Origin of the sequence: Paenibacillus ehimensis NBRC 15659 (assembly GCF_004000785.1) — a bacterium.
In the GTDB taxonomy this organism is placed as follows: Bacteria; Bacillota; Bacilli; order Paenibacillales; family NBRC-103111; genus Paenibacillus_G; species Paenibacillus_G ehimensis.
In genome coordinates this window covers 1-16,926 of record NZ_BILX01000108.1, presented here as the reverse complement: position 1 = coordinate 16,926, position 16,926 = coordinate 1, and the positions used below count along the sequence as shown (strand labels likewise).

The 16,926-nt window shown below is 54.9% G+C and carries 15 protein-coding genes; 11 read left to right on the top strand and 4 right to left on the bottom strand.

All coding sequences use genetic code 11. The features are described from left to right. Positions 1 to 56 precede the first annotated feature (56 nt). Entirely contained in the window at positions 57 to 1,676 is a 1,620-nt protein-coding gene (cimA, locus tag PEH01S_RS31955) for a citramalate synthase (RefSeq protein ID WP_025851574.1), read from the bottom strand. A gap of 164 nt (positions 1,677 to 1,840) precedes the next feature. Between cimA and PEH01S_RS31950 the strand changes: the two genes are divergently transcribed. The 7 genes from PEH01S_RS31950 to PEH01S_RS35950 all read left to right on the top strand — a co-directional run bounded on the left by PEH01S_RS31950 (position 1,841) and on the right by PEH01S_RS35950 (position 11,478). Beyond that, complete coding sequence (locus PEH01S_RS31950; protein WP_127490201.1) at positions 1,841 to 3,148, top strand: DNA polymerase IV; 1,308 nt, start codon at positions 1,841 to 1,843, stop codon at positions 3,146 to 3,148. After that, a complete protein-coding gene (gene mobB / locus PEH01S_RS31945; protein ID WP_025851570.1) occupies positions 3,145 to 3,648 on the top strand; it encodes a molybdopterin-guanine dinucleotide biosynthesis protein B in 504 nt (167 codons plus the stop codon). The genes PEH01S_RS31950 and mobB overlap by 4 nt, the downstream gene beginning before the upstream one ends. A gap of 101 nt (positions 3,649 to 3,749) precedes the next feature. Further along, a complete protein-coding gene (locus PEH01S_RS31940) occupies positions 3,750 to 3,983 on the top strand; it encodes a ferredoxin (RefSeq protein ID WP_025851568.1) in 234 nt (77 codons plus the stop codon). A 160-nt stretch (positions 3,984 to 4,143) separates the two neighbouring features. Beyond that, entirely contained in the window at positions 4,144 to 5,991 is a 1,848-nt protein-coding gene (locus PEH01S_RS31935) for a CHASE2 domain-containing protein (RefSeq protein WP_127490200.1), read from the top strand. Between the two features lie 75 nt (positions 5,992 to 6,066). Further along, entirely contained in the window at positions 6,067 to 8,166 is a 2,100-nt protein-coding gene (locus PEH01S_RS31930) for a FecR domain-containing protein (protein ID WP_127490199.1), read from the top strand. A 24-nt stretch (positions 8,167 to 8,190) separates the two neighbouring features. Further along, positions 8,191 to 9,792: a stalk domain-containing protein gene (locus PEH01S_RS31925; protein WP_127490198.1), complete on the top strand. Its 1,602-nt coding sequence runs from the start codon at positions 8,191 to 8,193 to the stop codon at positions 9,790 to 9,792. Between the two features lie 237 nt (positions 9,793 to 10,029). Further along, on the top strand, positions 10,030 to 11,478 hold the full coding sequence (locus PEH01S_RS35950) for a L,D-transpeptidase family protein (RefSeq protein WP_127490197.1): 1,449 nt from the start codon (positions 10,030 to 10,032) through the stop codon (positions 11,476 to 11,478). Positions 11,479 to 11,748: 270 nt separating this feature from the next. Here PEH01S_RS35950 and PEH01S_RS34915 read toward each other — a convergent pair whose 3' ends face one another. Further along, positions 11,749 to 11,886 (bottom strand): hypothetical protein, encoded by a 138-nt coding sequence (locus PEH01S_RS34915; RefSeq protein ID WP_164828113.1) that lies wholly within the window; start codon positions 11,884 to 11,886, stop codon positions 11,749 to 11,751. 163 nt (positions 11,887 to 12,049) lie between these two features. Between PEH01S_RS34915 and PEH01S_RS31915 the strand changes: the two genes are divergently transcribed. From PEH01S_RS31915 to PEH01S_RS31905, 3 genes are all read left to right on the top strand, one after another. Continuing rightward, complete coding sequence (locus PEH01S_RS31915; protein ID WP_025851558.1) at positions 12,050 to 13,153, top strand: quinone-dependent dihydroorotate dehydrogenase; 1,104 nt, start codon at positions 12,050 to 12,052, stop codon at positions 13,151 to 13,153. An 18-nt stretch (positions 13,154 to 13,171) separates the two neighbouring features. Continuing rightward, on the top strand, positions 13,172 to 13,975 hold the full coding sequence (locus PEH01S_RS31910) for a GTP pyrophosphokinase (RefSeq protein ID WP_025851556.1): 804 nt from the start codon (positions 13,172 to 13,174) through the stop codon (positions 13,973 to 13,975). 77 nt (positions 13,976 to 14,052) lie between these two features. Then, positions 14,053 to 14,475 (top strand): DUF309 domain-containing protein, encoded by a 423-nt coding sequence (locus PEH01S_RS31905; protein ID WP_127490196.1) that lies wholly within the window; start codon positions 14,053 to 14,055, stop codon positions 14,473 to 14,475. A gap of 27 nt (positions 14,476 to 14,502) precedes the next feature. On the opposite strand, the gene PEH01S_RS35660 is transcribed toward PEH01S_RS31905, so the two are convergent. Next, entirely contained in the window at positions 14,503 to 15,159 is a 657-nt protein-coding gene (locus tag PEH01S_RS35660; protein WP_246063129.1) for a phosphatase PAP2 family protein, read from the bottom strand. 107 nt (positions 15,160 to 15,266) lie between these two features. Further along, complete coding sequence (locus tag PEH01S_RS31895; protein ID WP_025851550.1) at positions 15,267 to 15,749, bottom strand: thioredoxin family protein; 483 nt, start codon at positions 15,747 to 15,749, stop codon at positions 15,267 to 15,269. Positions 15,750 to 16,059: 310 nt separating this feature from the next. Here PEH01S_RS31895 and PEH01S_RS31890 point away from each other — a divergent pair. Continuing rightward, positions 16,060 to 16,926: RsmB/NOP family class I SAM-dependent RNA methyltransferase (locus PEH01S_RS31890; RefSeq protein WP_164828112.1), on the top strand; the 867-nt coding region annotated here is incomplete at its 3' end.

The window sequence follows — 16,926 nt, the reverse complement described above, 5'->3', positions numbered from 1 at the left end:
AAACAAGCCGCAATGTCTCCGACCGGAGGATTGCGGCTTGTTTACAATAGGTATTATTAGTGATTCACGAGCCCGAGGCGTTCCCGGTTTTCTTCCGGCTTGTCGGCTACCCGGGTCATGCCGAGCAGCGCATACCGGATGCTGTCGACAAGTGCGTGCCAGCTTGCTTCGATAATATTTTCCGATACGCCGACGGTGCTCCATGTGCTGTTGAAATCCGTCGATTCGATGAGTACGCGAACTTTTGCGGCAGTGGTGTCCTTTTCGTCCAAGACGCGTACTTTATAGTCGGACAAATGCATGTTGTTGATATCCGGATAATATTCGACCAGACATTTGCGCAAGGCGTTGTCCAGCGCATTGACGGGACCGTTGCCTTCGGCTGCGTTGTAGATCGTTTTGCCGTGTACGTTCACCTTGACGATCGCTTCGGAGAGCACCGGCTGATCGGCGGATTTGGCCACCATGATTTTAAACGAGTCAAGCGTGAATACTTCCTCCAGCTTGCCGTAAGCGTCCCGGATCAAAAGCTCCAGCGTGGCGTCCGCTCCTTCGAATTGATAGCCTTGGTGCTCCATCTCTTTGATTTGTTCGATGAGCTGCTTGGTCTGCTGGTTCGTCGTATCGAAGTCCAAGCCCAGTTCTTGGGTCTTGAATACGAGATTGCTTTGTCCGGCGAGCTCGGAAACGAGCACCCGCTGCTTGTTGCCGACCAGCTCGGGCTTGATATGTTCGTACGTGCTGGAATCGCGCAAGATCGCCGACACGTGAATTCCGCCTTTATGCGCGAAAGCCGCGGAGCCGACGTAAGGCTGGTTGACCGGCATATGCATGTTGGCAATTTCGCTTACATAGCGAGCCACACCGGACAGGCTGGCCAGTTGCTCCGGGCTGATCACATCGTATTTCAGCTTTAACTGCAGATTCGGAATGACCGATACGAGATTGGCATTGCCGCAGCGTTCCCCGTAGCCGTTGATCGTGCCCTGCACTTGTCGGGCTCCGGCCATGACGGCGGCCAGGCTGTTCGCTACGCCGAGCTCGCAATCGTTGTGCGCGTGAATGCCGATCGGACAGGAGATCGAGGTCGTCACTTTGGTCACGATGGCCGAAATTTCGTGAGGCAGCGTGCCTCCGTTCGTGTCGCACAGCGCAATCCAATCGGCGCCGGCTTCCTCGGCCTTCTTAATGGTCGCCAGAGCGTAATCGGGATTGCTTTTGTAGCCGTCGAAGAAATGCTCCGCATCGTAAATGACTTCGAGCCCGTTTTGCTTCAAATAACGGACGGAATCGTAAATCATGGCCAAATTTTCTTCCAGCGTCGTCTGGATCGCCGTATGCACTTGGAAATCCCACGATTTGCCGAAGATCGCTGCGGCCCTAACGCCGACCTCAAGAATCCGGTTCAGGTTAGGGTCGTTTTCCGCCAGGGTTTCTTTGCGCCGTGTGCTGCCGAAGGCCGTAATTTTTGCATGCGTCAATTTCAATTCCTTCACGCGCATGAAAAACTCAATATCCTTGTTATTGCTGCCGGGCCAACCGCCTTCAATGTAGGAAACGCCCAGCGCGTCCAGCTTTTGAGCGATTTTAAGTTTGTCTTCGACGGAAAGGCTGACGCCTTCGCCCTGAGTACCGTCTCTCAGTGTAGTATCGAAAATTTTAACCGTGCCCGCCATAATGATCCTCCTGTTTCTCCAAACGTTTTATTGCGCTAAAGTATGATTTATAATTATAGCACAACGTAGCTGACAAAGGATATTGCTAATCCTAAATATCCCTCTCTTGACCCCGGTGCTCCGGGCGAATTATGCTGTAATTAGAGGACGGGAGGGCGGATGCCATGCTGGAGAGAAATGGGGGAGCCAACGGCTATCCCGTGAACGGCAGAGTGATTCTCCACATCGATATGAACGCGTTCTATTGCTCGGTGCACGAAGCGGTAGAGCCCGAAAAATACAAAGACAAGCCTATTGCGGTAGCCGGAAGCGTTGAGCTGCGCAAGGGCATTATCGTGACCTGCTCCTATAAAGCGAGAGCGCGCGGGGTAAAAACGGGGATGCTGGTGAGGGAAGCCGACAAGCTGTGTCCCGGCTTAATCTTGATTCGTCCCGATTTTGACCTGTACAGGCAGTTTTCCAGACGGTTTATGAAAATCGCCTACGAATATTCGCCGCTCGTCGAAGCGGTGTCGATAGACGAATGCTACGTGGATATTACCGGTTCCAAGATGTTCGGGACCCCGCTCGAGATCGCCGAAACGATTCAAAAGCGGATCCGCGAAGAGCTTCTTCTGCCTTGTTCGATCGGCGTCGCGCCGAACAAGCTGCTGGCCAAGATGGCTTCGGATATGAAAAAGCCCAACGGCATCTCGGTGCTGCGCAAACGTGACGTGCCCTCTGTGCTGTGGCCGCATCCGTGCGCCAGCTTGTTCGGCATCGGCAAGAAGACGGCCGAAAAGCTGAAGCGTCTGCAAATTCATACGCTCGGCCAATTGGCCAATGCCGACGAGCGGCTGCTGAGCGACCGGTTCGGCGTGCTCGGTCCGGCATTGAAGCGGGCTGCCAACGGCGAGGACAATTCGCCGGTTAATCCGGATAAAGAACAAAGCAAATCGATCGGCCATGCGACGACCCTGCCGGTGAATTATACGGACCGGGCCGACATCCACCGGGTGTTTCTGAATTTGTCCGACCAAGTCGGGCGGCGGCTGCGCCGGCAGGGCCTGGTCGCGGAAACGGTGCAGATCTCGATACGCGATCCGGATATGAAGACGATTACGCGTGCCATGAAGCTGCCCGAGCCTTCGGAAAGCGCAGACGACTTCTACCGGGCGGCCTGCCAATTGTTCGACGCTCATTGGAGGGAAGGGCTCCCGGTGCGATTGCTCGGCGTTACGCTGCAGAATCTGACAGCCAAGCAAGAGCTTGCCGTACAGCTCGACTTGTTCAGTTATCAGAAGCAGCCTGTAAAGGAAAAGCTGAATCAGGCGATGGACGCGCTCCGCGACAAGTACGGCGAAGGCGTGATTTTGACAGCGGGGATGCTTGGCGACGATCCTTCTACGCTCATTCGCAACACGAAGAGGCGCGGCACGTCGCTGCAAATGGATCATCTCCGGTTAAAGGGAATCGAGGAGGACGACTATTGACGACGGTTATCGGCTTGGCCGGTTATTCTGACAGCGGTAAAACGACGATGATTTCGCTGCTGGCTCCATATTTTGAGGAGCGGGGCGTCAAGGTTGCGGTTATAAAGCACGATGCGCACGGGCATTATAAGGAAGCTCCCGCAGCGGACTCCACTTTGTTTATCCGGTCCGGGGCATCGGCTTCCGTCGTCTTGTCCCCGGATGCCGTAAGAACGTACGAGCGCAGGAGTGTCACGCTTCAGGAGACGATCGAACGGTTAAAAGGAAGCTACGGACTGGTTTTAATAGAAGGCTTCAAGCGGGAAGCTCACGATAAAATCGCCGTGTTCCGGACGGAGGAGCAGGCGCGGATCGTGCAGGAGCTCGCCGCGCCTCCGATCGCTTGCATCGCTCCGGACTCAAAGCTGGCGGAAGCCGCGGCGCCGGGCATCCCTTTCTTTTCTATGAACGCTGCAGCGTCCGTGGCCGAGTTTATCCGCTCCCGCATGAGGAATCCATAACGAAGCGGTATCATATCGTTCGCTACTTTCTATTTGAACTTTGTAAGCTTTTATATTATATTTTAGGATGTGGTTACACAATCAAGGGAGGAAGATTAGACATGGCAAAATACACTTGGGTGGATAAAGAAACCTGTATCGCTTGCGGTGCCTGTGGAGCGACGGCACCGGACATTTACGACTACGACGATGAGGGTCTCGCGGAAGTCATTTACGAAGGCGACGGCAACAAAGGCGTAACCGAAATTCCGGAAGATCTGTACGATGATCTGCAGGATGCTCAGGACGGCTGCCCGACGGACTCCATCAAAGTCGCAGACGCTCCTTTCAACTAATACTCAGAATTTCCTATAGCTTCATAGCGCAAAGAGCCTGTTTCCTCCATGGAAGCAGGCTCTTTTCTCTTCTGGCCTAACTTGAAATATATAACTTGGGATCGGTATTTTATGGTAAGATGAATAGCGGAAACTGCAAGAAAAACAGGGGGCCTTTTTCATGAGAAAGGGATGGAGCAAGACCGCCGTGATCGCTGCGGGCAATGCGGTTATCGCGCTGTTGTGTATCGTGCTTTTGACGACCGGGGCACTTAAGGTATTATCCGACAGTTTATACGATTTTAACGTGGAGCAAACCATGACCCAAGCCCCGCACGAGGATATCGTCATAATCGGTATCGATTCCGACTCCATTCGGGAAGTAGGGCCTTATCCGTGGGACCGGAAAGTCTATGCGGAGCTGATCAAGCAGCTTGAAAGCGCAGGCGTCAAGGCGATCGGCTTCGATATCGAGCTTTACTCCGAAAGCGACAAGCCGGAAAGCGACCGGGCACTGGCCGACGAGTTGGCTAAACACAACAACATCGTCATCCCATCTCATGCGAACCTGGAGGATAAATTCGACCGGTCCATGAAAGTAAAAGCAGGGGAGCTGCTGGTCGCCCGTTCGGTAATGGAACCGATTCCCATATTCCGCCAGTCGGTTGGAAAATCGCATATCAATGCGACCTACGACAGCGACGGCGTCATTCGCTCCAACTGGCTGCAGATCAATTCGCCTCAAGGCGTATATCCATCGTTCGGGCTTGCGATGGCGCAGCTCGCGGGAGTCGATGTGAGCCCGTATCTGGACATGCCTTTATTGGACGGCCGTCCCAAGTCGGAAATGCTGATCCGCTGGGACGCGAAGGAATTCGATTTCGAGACCATTCCGTTTGCCAAAGTGCTGAAGGGCGGCGTGCCGCCTCAGACGTTCAAAGACCGGCTTGTGCTTGTCGGCTATACGGCCCCCGGCTCGGACGAGGGCGTTACCCCGGTGGAGAAGCACATGCATCTGCTGTATGCGCATGCCAATATTTTAAATCAGATCTTAAAGCAGCAGGTCGTGCTGCCCGTAGACAAGCGAATCGATTTTGCGCTTACGCTCCTCGTCGTTCTGTTGTTCGGGTGGATGACTTGGCGGCTGCGGGCCATCAGCGGAGCGGTTTTTGTGCTGGTCGTTGTCGTTCTAGTGTTCGCCGGACAGTATTGGTATTTTGCAGCTTACTCGAAGTACCCGGATATTGTCGATGCGGTAGCTTGCGGACTCCTCGCCTATTCCGGCAATTTGTCCATGAAAACGTATTTTGAGACGAAGCAAAAAAATTATATTACCAAACAGTTCGGACGCTATATTTCTCCCGACCTTGTCAAAGAGATTGCGAGCAGCGAGCAGGAAATCCAGCTCGGGGGGATCAGCAAGGAGCTTACCATTATGTTCCTCGACGTCCGCGGATTTACCCCGCTGTCCGAGAAGCTGAAGCCCGAAGAAGTGGTCGACTTCTTGAACATGATGTTTAACTTAATCACGGAGCGAGCCCTCGAAAACCGCGGCACGATCGACAAATTTATCGGGGACGCGGCGATGATCCTGTATAATGCTCCGCTGGACGTACCCGATCATCCGTATTATGCGGTCAAAACCGCTTATGAAATTCAGAAGGGGATGGAGAAGGTACGCGCAGAGGTGCTGGAGAAATACGGCGTCTCGATCAGCGTAGGCATCGGCATCAACACCGGCGATGTCGTGGTCGGCAATATCGGGTCTTATTTGCGGGTCGACTATACGGCGATTGGCGATAACGTCAATACGGCCGCCCGCATCGAGTCCAATACGCAGCCGAATCAGATTCTCGTGTCCGAAGCGACCTACGAGCTGACGAAACATGCTTTCGACTATCGGTTCGCCGGAGAGAAGTTAATGAAAGGAAAGAGCGTTCCGCTCAAGCTGTTTGAAGTGCTGGGAATGAAAGACGCTCCAGCTTGGGCAGTCGGACCAAGCGCATCCGCCAAAAAGGCGTTCATTTGACGAAATTCGTTGAATAATGCCGTTTCTCACTTTACAATATGAGTAGATTTTTTGATTCCGGAGAGGGGTTTTGTTGTGGCGAATGCAGTGCGGTTCAATAGACGGAAGCAGAGGCCGGCTCTGGCTTGGGTGCTTGTTTTCGCTATGCTGTTTCAAGGGATAGTCGCTGTAGCTCTCGCAAGCCCGGCGAATGCCAAATCATCCCGGTCGGCGGCTGTCGTTGAAGTAACGGGAGAGGTAACGTACAAGAAATCGGGCGGCTCCCGGTCCTACGCGGTGTACCAGGACTTGAATTTGAATCAGGGCGATTCGATCGTAACCGGTCCGTCCTCCTCGGTCGTGCTGCGGGTCGTGGACCGCGAGGACGAGATTACGATCGGTGAAAATTCCGAAGTATACATATCCGATTTGGTTGAAAAAAACGGCGGCAAAAAAACGAAAGTGAAATCCTGGGCAGGCAGTTTATGGGCGAAGGTCAAATCCCTGATCGGCTCGGAGGATGAATTCGAGGTCGAGACGCCGACGGCGGTGATGGGTGTCAGAGGAACGAACTTTATGACGTCCGTCAGCGGAAAAACGGGGGAAACGACAATGGCCGTGGCGGCGGGAATCGTTTCCGCATCGGAAGCCGGATCGGCAGCGGACGGCAGGAAAACGCAGGATGCGGGAATCGTATCGGTATATCCGGCTCAGCAGGTGAAGCTCAATTCCTCGGGGCCAACCAACGATCTGAGAACCCGGGCGGAGTATGCGGACCCCAAAGCACTGGCGGAAGCCGCGGATGAAAAAGTGCTGTCGAGCTTTATGAAGAATATCGGGAATATTCAAACTGAACAAGACAAAATGAAAGCGCAGCTGAAGGAAAACCTGGATAAGGGCGTGGGAAAACCGGACGGGCATTCGATCCTGAAACTTACGACGCCGACCGATCTGGAAGCCGTCCAAAACAATTTCGACCGGTTTCTGTCCCATCTGGCCAAATCAGCCGTAGATGCAGGCAAGCTGACGCAAAAAGCTGTGGATGATGCGAATGCGAACATTGACGACCCCTCAAGAAAGCTCGATATTCATCATCCTCCGGCCATGGATAAACATGCGGGCATCGATCCGGAAGTGGAGCAGTTGAAGAAACAGGCGGAGCACAAAAACTCCGCATTCGAGCAGGAGCAAAGGGAGCTGCGTGAAACGCAGACAAGGCTTGCGACCTTGCTGGATCGTATTGAAGCCGACAGGCAGCGAATTCTGGACCAGAACCGAAAAGCCGTTGCAGAAGCGGATCAAAAAGCAACGGAGCAGTATACGAGTACGCTTAGTGCGGACGAAAAGAAAAGATTCGAGGAGAGTCAAAGGAAAAACGCCAATCAGCCTGCGCCCGATCCATCCTCCCGTCCGACTTCGCCTCCCGTCGATTCCGGCAGCGACAGCGGTTCGGGCGGCGGCTCTACGGACGACCGTCCTTCTGCTCCCGTGCTGATCAGCCCGACGGCGGAAACGACACTGCGGAATCCGGTACAAATAAAACTGAAAGCCGCCGCCGGGACGACCGTCCGCGTGCTGAACGGCACCGAGGAAGTGGGACGCGCAGACGGGCTCGGGGATAGCGAAGTTACCGTTACGCTTCGGGCGCTGCAGCCCGGAACTTATAATTTAACGGCGCAGACTTACCGCGAATCCACAGCCAGCGTACCGGTTTCGATTCCGCCGATTCATATTTTGGGAGTCGGTCTGGCGCAAGCAGACGGCCTCAAGGACGGGAAGATCGGGCTGGCGTTAACGATGAAAGGCTTTACGCCTGCTACGCCGTTCTATTCCGTCGAAGCGCATCTGCTTTATGATAAAGCGGCGCTGGACTACCGAGGCCCGGCAGACCTGGCGCCCGTTCCCGGCACCGTATTCTACGGCGCTCAATCGGCAGAGACGCTTCGTCAGGTAAGCGACGCAGCCCGGAGCGAATTGATCTACGCAGCGACGGCCTTTGAAACGCAAGGCTCCGGCGTCATAAATCCTATTCAATTGAGCGGAGATACCTTGCTTGTAAACATACCTTTATCGGTTGTCGATTTGGCGGCCGGTTCCGCCAAGGTTGACTTGGGCTATGTCAAAATCATCGATAAGCAAGGGAATACCGTATACGAAAGCAAAGAGATTCAATCGATTAGCGTCGGCACGAAGTAAGGTGGATACGGGAAGGAGCAAGCTATGAAGAAAGCAACGAAACGAATTGCCGTGTCGCTTCTTATGTCCGCCATGATTGGCGCATCGAGCGCACAAGCTGCCGCTTGGTCGAAGGACGCCCTGCGGGGCGAGAACGGACAAACGCTAACGGAGATGACGACATTGGCCGGAAACGGCGGCTTGGGGAGCGCGGACGGAGCGGGCGTGTCCGCTTCCTTCCGGATGCCGGGAGGAATAACCGTATTGAAGGACGGTACGGTGCTGGTTTCGGATTCCCGAAACCAGCGGATCCGCAAGCTGTCGCAGGGGACGGTCGGCACCTTCGCCGGCGCAGTTTATAAACAGGATGATAAGGGCTTTCCCGTCGGCGCTCTGTTGGACGGCAAAAGCGATTCCTCGCTGTTCAACGAGCCTCAGGGACTTGCGGCCGACGCCAATGGCAACGTATACGTAGCCGATTCGGGAAACCATGCGATCCGTAAAATCGATACGGCCGGTCAGGTTAGCACCGTCGCCGGCAGCGGGCTGCTCGGAAGAAAGGACGGCAAAGGGAAGGATGCTTTGTTTTATCGACCGACGGATGTGGCCGTCGCAGCCGACGGCACCTTGTACGTAGCGGATTCGCTGAATCATGCGATCCGGAGCATATCGCCTTCGGGCGAAGTCAAGACGCTGAACGCTTTGTCGACCCGCGTCGTAGAGCTGTTTCCCGGACAAGTGTCGCCTGCGGGCGATTTTGCCGACGGGGATTTGACAAGCGCCAAATTTAACGAGCCGACCGCTCTTGTGCTGGATGCCAAAGGAAATTTGTTCGTAAGCGATTCCGGGAACCAGCGCATCCGATATATCGATTTGCAGCAGGGGAAGGTAACGACGCTGGCGGGCGGAGGTCAGGCGGCAGCGAACAAAGAGCTGCATGTTCCGGGCGGCTTCGCCGACGGGAGTGCGCCGGAAGCGAGATTTAATTTTCCGATGGGCCTTGCCTTGACCGAGGAAGGCGGACTTGTCATTGCCGACAGTCAGAACCATGCGGTTCGTTACATGCTCGACGGGCAGGTCAGTACGATTGCCGGGACATCCGACCGCCAAACCGGAAATGCCGACGGGATTGAAGGAAGCGCTGCCCTCCACCGCCCGATGGACGTCGCCGTTCGCGCCGACGGATCGATCCTGGTGGCCGACGCCTATAACAACAAGCTTCGCGAAGTCAGTCTATACCGGTTGCCGGACCATCTTCCGAAGGACGGCGCCGTCAACGTCGTTGTGGACCGGCAACAGATCGCGTTCGAGGCACCGCCGGAGATCGTTAACGGAAGAGCGATGGTTCCAATCCGGACGATTACGGAAGCACTGGGTTATCAAGTGACGTTCGACGATGTGACCCGAGCCGTACAGCTCGCCAAGGACGGCGAGACGATCGAGCTGTCTATCGGAAAGACCGGGATCAAGCGGATAGTACCCGGAAAGGAAGCAGCCGTCAAGCCGACGGATGTCGAGCCGTATATTTCGCAAAATCTGACCTTCGTACCGGTTCGTTTCTTTGCGGAAGAAATCGGAATGGACGTTCAGTGGAACGAGGGGACACGTACGGCGATCTTGCGCAGTAAAACGAAATTCTCAAAGTAGTTAACTCTCCACAAAATGAGACCTATTCCGGGAAGGCTGTTAGGGCGGCTCTTCCCGGAATAGGTCTTTTTCGATGAGGCTTACAGTCACTCGCCCGTTCTTGCTCGACGACCGGGGGCGGATTTTGTAAGATGGCGCCGGAAAAAAAGGATGAGGCACGCGAGGCGAGAGAGTATTAAGAAAAGCGCTTCTCCCGCCGATATAGTTTGCAGGAAGGCGGAAAGAGAGGGGCGTCCCGTGAAACCGAAAGATTCGAAGGATTCGGAAGAACAGCTTCAGCTCTTTTTCAAACAGGATCCGTTTTATTTAAAAAAATATGTCAAAGAGCATCCGAACAATAAAATGGCGTGGTACTTGCTCGGGCGTGACTATGAAGCGCAAGGGAAAAAGGGAAAAGCGCTGTACTGTTACGCGCAGGCCGGGGAAGTCTACGAAGCGTATGAGAATCAGAAGGTGGCTCTGCCTCCTGAAGAAATCGAACCGATCCATCGCTGGGGGACGGAACGTCAGAAGAACAGAAGGAAGCGGCTCGTTCGTTTGATGGCCGTCGGTCTGCTCGCCTTTGCCGGTCTGTTGTTTGCCCCGGAGCTGGGACGTATATTCGAGAAGACGGAAGAAAGCGCCCGCACTCCGGTCATCGTGCTGCCGGAAGGGATGACGTCCTCCGAGCTGCAGGAAACAAAAGTATATTACCTGGCCGGCGAGAAAAGTCAACAGAATGTCGGCGCGGCGCTGCAGGAGATGCTTTTACGAGAAAGGATCAGCAGCTATGCGATTCTGGCCCGCGGCATTCCGTTAGACGGGACCGCCTGGATCAACTGGCTGAAGAAGCCGGAGACGCTGCTTTCCGTCGAAGCGAAAGCAAATGCGGCGCAGCAGCAGATCAATTATCATGACGCGGCGGCTTGCAGCTGCCAGCCAAGCGATCCGCAGAAGGCGGATGGCATCGTGGCCGCTTGGATGACGAAGCAGGAGCAGGATCTTGTACTGCGTTCCGCCGTTGCGGCGTATATTCGGCGTACGGGGCAAGCGCCGGCGCAGGCTTCACAGCTGACGGAAGCGTATCCGAACAACGTGCTGCCGGGGCTGACTCCCTATATGAAGGAAACGTTCGACAGGGACAAGGAGGCGTTGGCTGCGGAAATGAGCGCATGGCTCAAGCAAGCCGGGGCGCAGCCTGCGGTCGCAGACGGAAATCCCGTGCCGCCCGGAACGGGACAGGACAGTTTAACCAAGCCGTTAACCGAACCGATGCGCATTATTGTCGACAAGCAGGCTCACCGGCTGTCGGTCGTCAGCGGCAACATCGTCGTCCGCAATTATCCGGTAGGCTTGGGAGGCGAGCGGACACCGGAGGGCAGCTTCGTCATCTCGGAAAAGGTGCGCAATCCGAACGGGAAGTCGAACGGAGAGTTCGGCAGCCGGGGGATGACGCTGTCCGATACGAATTATGCGATTCACGGAACGAACCGGCCGTCCAGTATCGGCAAGGACGAGTCGCTGGGCTGCATCCGTATGGCTAAGGAGGATGTGGAGGAGCTGTTCGATCTGGTGCCGCTCGGAACGAGCGTGACGATCGGCAAGGGCACGCTTTCCAAAGAGGAATCGCGCAGTCCCGCACCGTATGGAGTGACGCCGCAAAGCGTGGACACAAATCCGGGGAAGAGGTACAACTGGTTGGATTAGGGAGCTTGGTCGTCCAAGCCGGCTGTGGATTCAGCCTGAAACCATCACCTGTGTAGGTCGGTGGGGTATGCCCTTACGGCCGCTCTTGAAACTCGTGATATTATGATTCCAATTAATGGTATAATCACGAATTTCAAAGGCGGACAGCGCAAGCGCTTCCTACAGGGCATACCCCACCTGTTTTCCGGTGATATTTTTCGCAAGTGACTCTGGCCGCAGCCTTCTCAGAAGACCAAGCTCTAGTGTGAGGATAGAAAGCGCTGACAAGCCTCAGTGGTTGAATACAAGCAGAACAATCATGCCGAGAATGACGGCGCCGAAGATGGAGCTGACCCATACGATCAGCTTCTTATTGGGCTCATCCTTTGTTTTCCGCTGCGCATAGGGGGATATTTTCTTTTTTTGCATAGACCTCAGCCCTGCCTTTTTGTTGGATTAAGCATATTTTAACATAATGTATTGTTTTAAGTCGTATGGATTTTGTGACTTGTCCCCTTTATTTTTGCTTCGTAAAGCGCTAAACTGTCAAAAGAGACTAACGAAGAGACACGTGCGGGGAGAGGACAGAAGCATGCTTTACAAAAAAATCGCAAAGCCGGTGCTGTTCGGGATGGACCCGGAGAAGGCGCATCATCTGATTATCGACGGGCTGCATACGTTTGCCAAGCTGCCGGGCGGACGGAGGCTGCTTCGCGCGATGTGGGGCGTTCGGGCGTACCCGGAGCTGGAGAGCGAGCTTTGGGGAATCCGGTTTCCGAATCCGGTCGGCTTGGCGGCCGGGTTGGACAAGAATGCGAAAGCGGTCCCCGGATTTTCGAATATCGGCTTCGGCTTTATGGAGGTCGGTACGGTGACGCCGAAGCCGCAAGCCGGCAATGAGCTGCCGCGGCTGTTCCGGCTCCCGGAGGACGAGGCGCTCATCAACCGGATGGGCTTCAATAATGTCGGAATCGAAGGCATGAAGCGAAATTTGCGCAATCAAGGCCAGCGCACGATTCCGCTTGCCATCAATATCGGAAAAAACAAAACGACGCCCAACGAGCAGGCGGAAGACGATTACCGTGCCTGCATTCAAGCGTTATACGGGTACGGGGACTTTTTCGTCGTCAATATCAGCTCGCCGAACACGCCGGACTTGCGCAATCTGCAGCATGGGGACGACCTGTCGCGCTTGCTTGCGGCCGTGAAGGACGAGGTCCGCAAACAGCATGCCCGCTTCGGCGGGCGGGAGAAGCCGGTGCTCGTGAAGATTGCCCCGGATCTGGAATCGCAGGAAATCGAGTATATGGTCGAAACGATAATACGGAGCAACGTTTCCGGCATCATTGCCTCCAATACGACGATCGCCAGAGACGGTCTGCGCCATGCGAACCGGGGAGAAACGGGCGGATTAAGCGGCCGTCCGCTGACGGAGCGCTCCACCGAGCTGATTCGAACCGTATACCGTCTAACGGACGGGAAGCTTCCGATTATCGGATCGGGAGGGATCTTCTCGGCCGAGGACGCCTATGCGAAGATTCGGGCGGGAGCCAGTCTGGTCGAAGTCTATACCGGCTTGATTTACGAAGGGCCGGACGTGCTGCGCCGCATTAACCGCGGACTTCGCGCTTTGCTGCGGCAGGACGGATTTACGCACATATCGGAGGCGATCGGATCGGGGCATCAAGGCAAGTAAGATTTGGAGGTCGACGGAATGGACGGACGCGATTGGAAAAAATTTCTGCTGCCTTACGAACAGGCGGTTGAAGAATTGAAAGTCAAATTCAAGACATTGCGCGCGGAGCTCAAAAGCCGGGATGAATATTCGCCTATCGAATTCGTAACCGGACGGGTCAAGAGAACTTCCAGCATTTTGGAAAAAGCCAAACGGCTGAGTGTTCCGATGGATCAGCTCGAGACCGGAATCGAAGATATTGCGGGCATTCGGATCATGTGTCAATTCGTTGAAGATATCGAACGGTTGGCCGAGTTGATCCGTGCCCGGGAAGATATGACGCTGCTGTATGAGAAAGACTATATTACGAACAAAAAACCGAGCGGTTACCGCAGTTATCATATGATTGTGGAATATCGGGTCCAGACCGCACTCGGCATGAAGCGTGTGCTTGCAGAGATTCAACTGCGGACGCTGGCGATGAACTTCTGGGCGACGATCGAGCATTCGCTGAACTATAAATACCGGGAAAGCTTGCCGGAGGATGTCGTTGCACGGCTGAGCCGGGCGGCGGAAGCCGCTTATCAGCTTGATCAGGAGATGAGCAGCATCCGCGAAGAGATTGTCGAAGCGCAGAAGCTGTTCGAGGACAAATCGAGCATCGTGGCCAAGGTGCTGAACGGGATTCAGGAGCTGTATTTTCATCTGCGGGTACGGGAAGCCGCGCAGTTTCAGATGCGCTTCAACGAGCTGTGGGATACGGACGATGTCTGGCTGCTGAAGAAGCTGTCGAACGAGGTGGATCAGGCGGTGAACCGGGCGAAGAAAAACTCTTTGGCATAAATCGTCCGGTGAATGCCTGACAGCAGTCTGTTATTCACCGGGCCTCCGCTGGAGGCGACCGAAACGGAGGCGAGACGGTGACGAAGTCGTACGATCGTTTATATGTAGAGTTCTTGTATTATTTTAACGTGGCGCGGGACTATTTCGAATGTCACGAAGTGATGGAGGAGCTTTGGCTCGAGGAAGGCAGACATCCGCTGTACCAAGGCCTGCTGCAGGTGGCAGTGGGCCTTTACCATTACCGCAACGGCAATACGAGCGGGTCGATCAAGCTGTTTAGCGCCGCCTTGGACAAATTGGACAATTACCCGGAGGACGCGCTTGGGATCGACCTGGGCCGCCTTCGCGACGACAGCCGGCTGTATTTGGACAAGCTGGCCCATGCGGAGGAGCGGCCGTTTGCTTTCTACGATCTGGACGTCCGCATTCTGGATGCCGGGCTGGAGGCATTGGTGGAAGAGCTGAGGCTGCATCCGCCGGAGCCTCATGAAGAGGATTAGCCGCGAATGCGCTCCGCAGTGCCGGCGCTAGGACCGGCGCGAGACAAGAACGGCCTGCAGTCCGACCCCGCACACGGTAAGCCACGCCGCCCCGGCGGCAAATCCTGCGGCAACGTCGCTCGGATAATGAACCCCTAAGTAAATGCGGCTAACGCCGATCATGACAATAAGAATGCTTGCCGTTACGGCGATCAGCAGCTTCAGCGCGGGAGATTTGACAAACATCAATAAGAGCATGGCCAGCATGCCATAGAAGACAATGGATGCCATGGAATGTCCGCTGGGGAAGCTGTAGCCCGTCTCTTCGACGATGCGGCGGAGCGTAGGGCGCTCCCGTTCGAAAATTCGCTTCAGCAGCTGGTTAAACAGCATGCCGCCGGTGACGGCCACCACGAAAAAGAGCGCTTCCCACTTCTTCTTCCGCCACACCATCAGAGATACGCTGACGAGCAGCAGGACGGACAACGTCTGGAACGATCCGAGCCCGGTGATTCCCTTCATGAGTGCCGTGAGCTTTGGACTGATATGCGACTGAATCCATTCCATGTAGGTCCGGTCAAAACGCTCCAGTTGATTTTCCTGTAAGTCATGCGCGAACTTAACGAAGATCAGAATCGACAGCAGGACGATAATGACTGCGGTCAATATGTATTTTCCGGTGAGCAAAGCTTGTTTTGGTTGCATAGGGGGCCCGTACAGCTCCTTTTAAAAGAAAGATGAAATAAAAGAAACAGCGGACCGCCATCCGCTGCTTCGGGGTATCCTTGGGCGTCCACCGACAGCCGGCAGGATTATTTTTTATGCTTTTCGAAAAAGGCTTTGAACGCTTCGGCTTTTTGTTCGCCGACGAGACGCTCGACTTCTTTGCCGCCTTTGTAATAAATCAGGGTCGGGGTTGCTTCGATTGCGTATTTTTGCCATCCGTTCTGGAACTCTTCAAGATTGAACTGCTTGACGTCAATGTTGAATTCCTTGGCGACCGGCATAAGCACGGGCGTTGTCACCTTGCAGTGCGGGCATGTCGAACCGAAATAATACAGGTAGAAATCTTCCTGAGCCGCGATTTTCTTGTCGAGCGCGTCAGGCAAAATGATGTTTTGGTAATTCGGATCGTCCAGAAGCGCCAGCGTAGCCGGATTCAGCTTGTCCGGGGCAATGCCGTATACGTTGTTCGCGTACTTGCCGAATTTCGCCTGATTGGATTGTTGGTTGACAAAATAAAGAGCTCCGAACAGAACGACGATAATGGCTAAAAAGATACCTAACTTTTTCATGATTCCCCTCTTCCTACCGAGATAAATGGTCACTCTAAAAACATTCGTTACTTATGCAAAGTTTCCTCCTTCTATCATACACTAAAATTGAAGGAATTTCGACATTGGCGTGGAATACATGGGTAGACTAGGGACATACCAGAAAACGGAGGCGTCCGGGTTTCCGGCGTCGAATTATAGTTTAATTATAAAAGTACAATTGGATAATCAAGAGCTCGCGTGGTTGAACGGGCATAGGATGTCAGGGCGCCACAAGGCGGCAAAAGGCGATAAACTTTTTCTTCCAGATTAACTGAAACGAGTGACGACAATGACGGAGCCGATGCTGCCGGAAGCATTTAAACAAAAAATGGAAGGCTTGCTGGAGGCCGAATATTCGGCCTTTCTGGCGTCTTATGGGGAGGCGCGGCATTACGGCTTGCGCGTTAATACGCTTAAACTGAACGTAGAACAGTTTTGCGGCTTGACCCGCCTGGAGCTCGAACCGGTTCCTTGGGCGGCAACCGGATTTTACTACCGGGAAGGAGACGGGCGGCCGGGGAAGCATCCTCATTATCACGCGGGGCTGTATTACATTCAAGAGCCGAGCGCGATGGCTCCGGCCGAGCTGCTGGACGTCCGCCCCGGCGAGCGGGTGCTGGATTTATGTGCCGCACCGGGCGGAAAAACGACGCAGCTTGCGGCCAAGCTGCAGGGAACCGGGCTGATCGTAGCCAACGACGTGCATCCGGACCGGGTGAAGGCGCTTGTGAAAAACATTGAGCTGAGCGGCGTACGCAACGCCGTCGTGCTGAACGAAGATCCGGCGAAGCTTGAAGGAGCTTTCGCCGCCTATTTCGATAAGATTCTCATCGATGCGCCTTGCTCGGGCGAAGGCATGTTCCGCAAGGAAGAAGATATGGCCAAAGCCTGGCGGCCGGACTGGCCCGAGAAGTATGCCGATATGCAGCGGACGCTGCTGAAGCAGGCAGCCCGAATGCTGAAGCCTGGCGGCTTGATGGTCTATTCGACCTGCACGTTCTCGCCGGAGGAAAATGAAGCGAGGATTGCCGAGTTCCTCGACGGGCACCCGGCGTTTGCGGTTGAGCCGGCCCCCGCTTTCGGCGGTTGGGCGCCCGGCCGGCCGGACTGGCTCGGCGGACGCTACGCCCGCGGGGCCGAAACGGCCGGGGCCGCG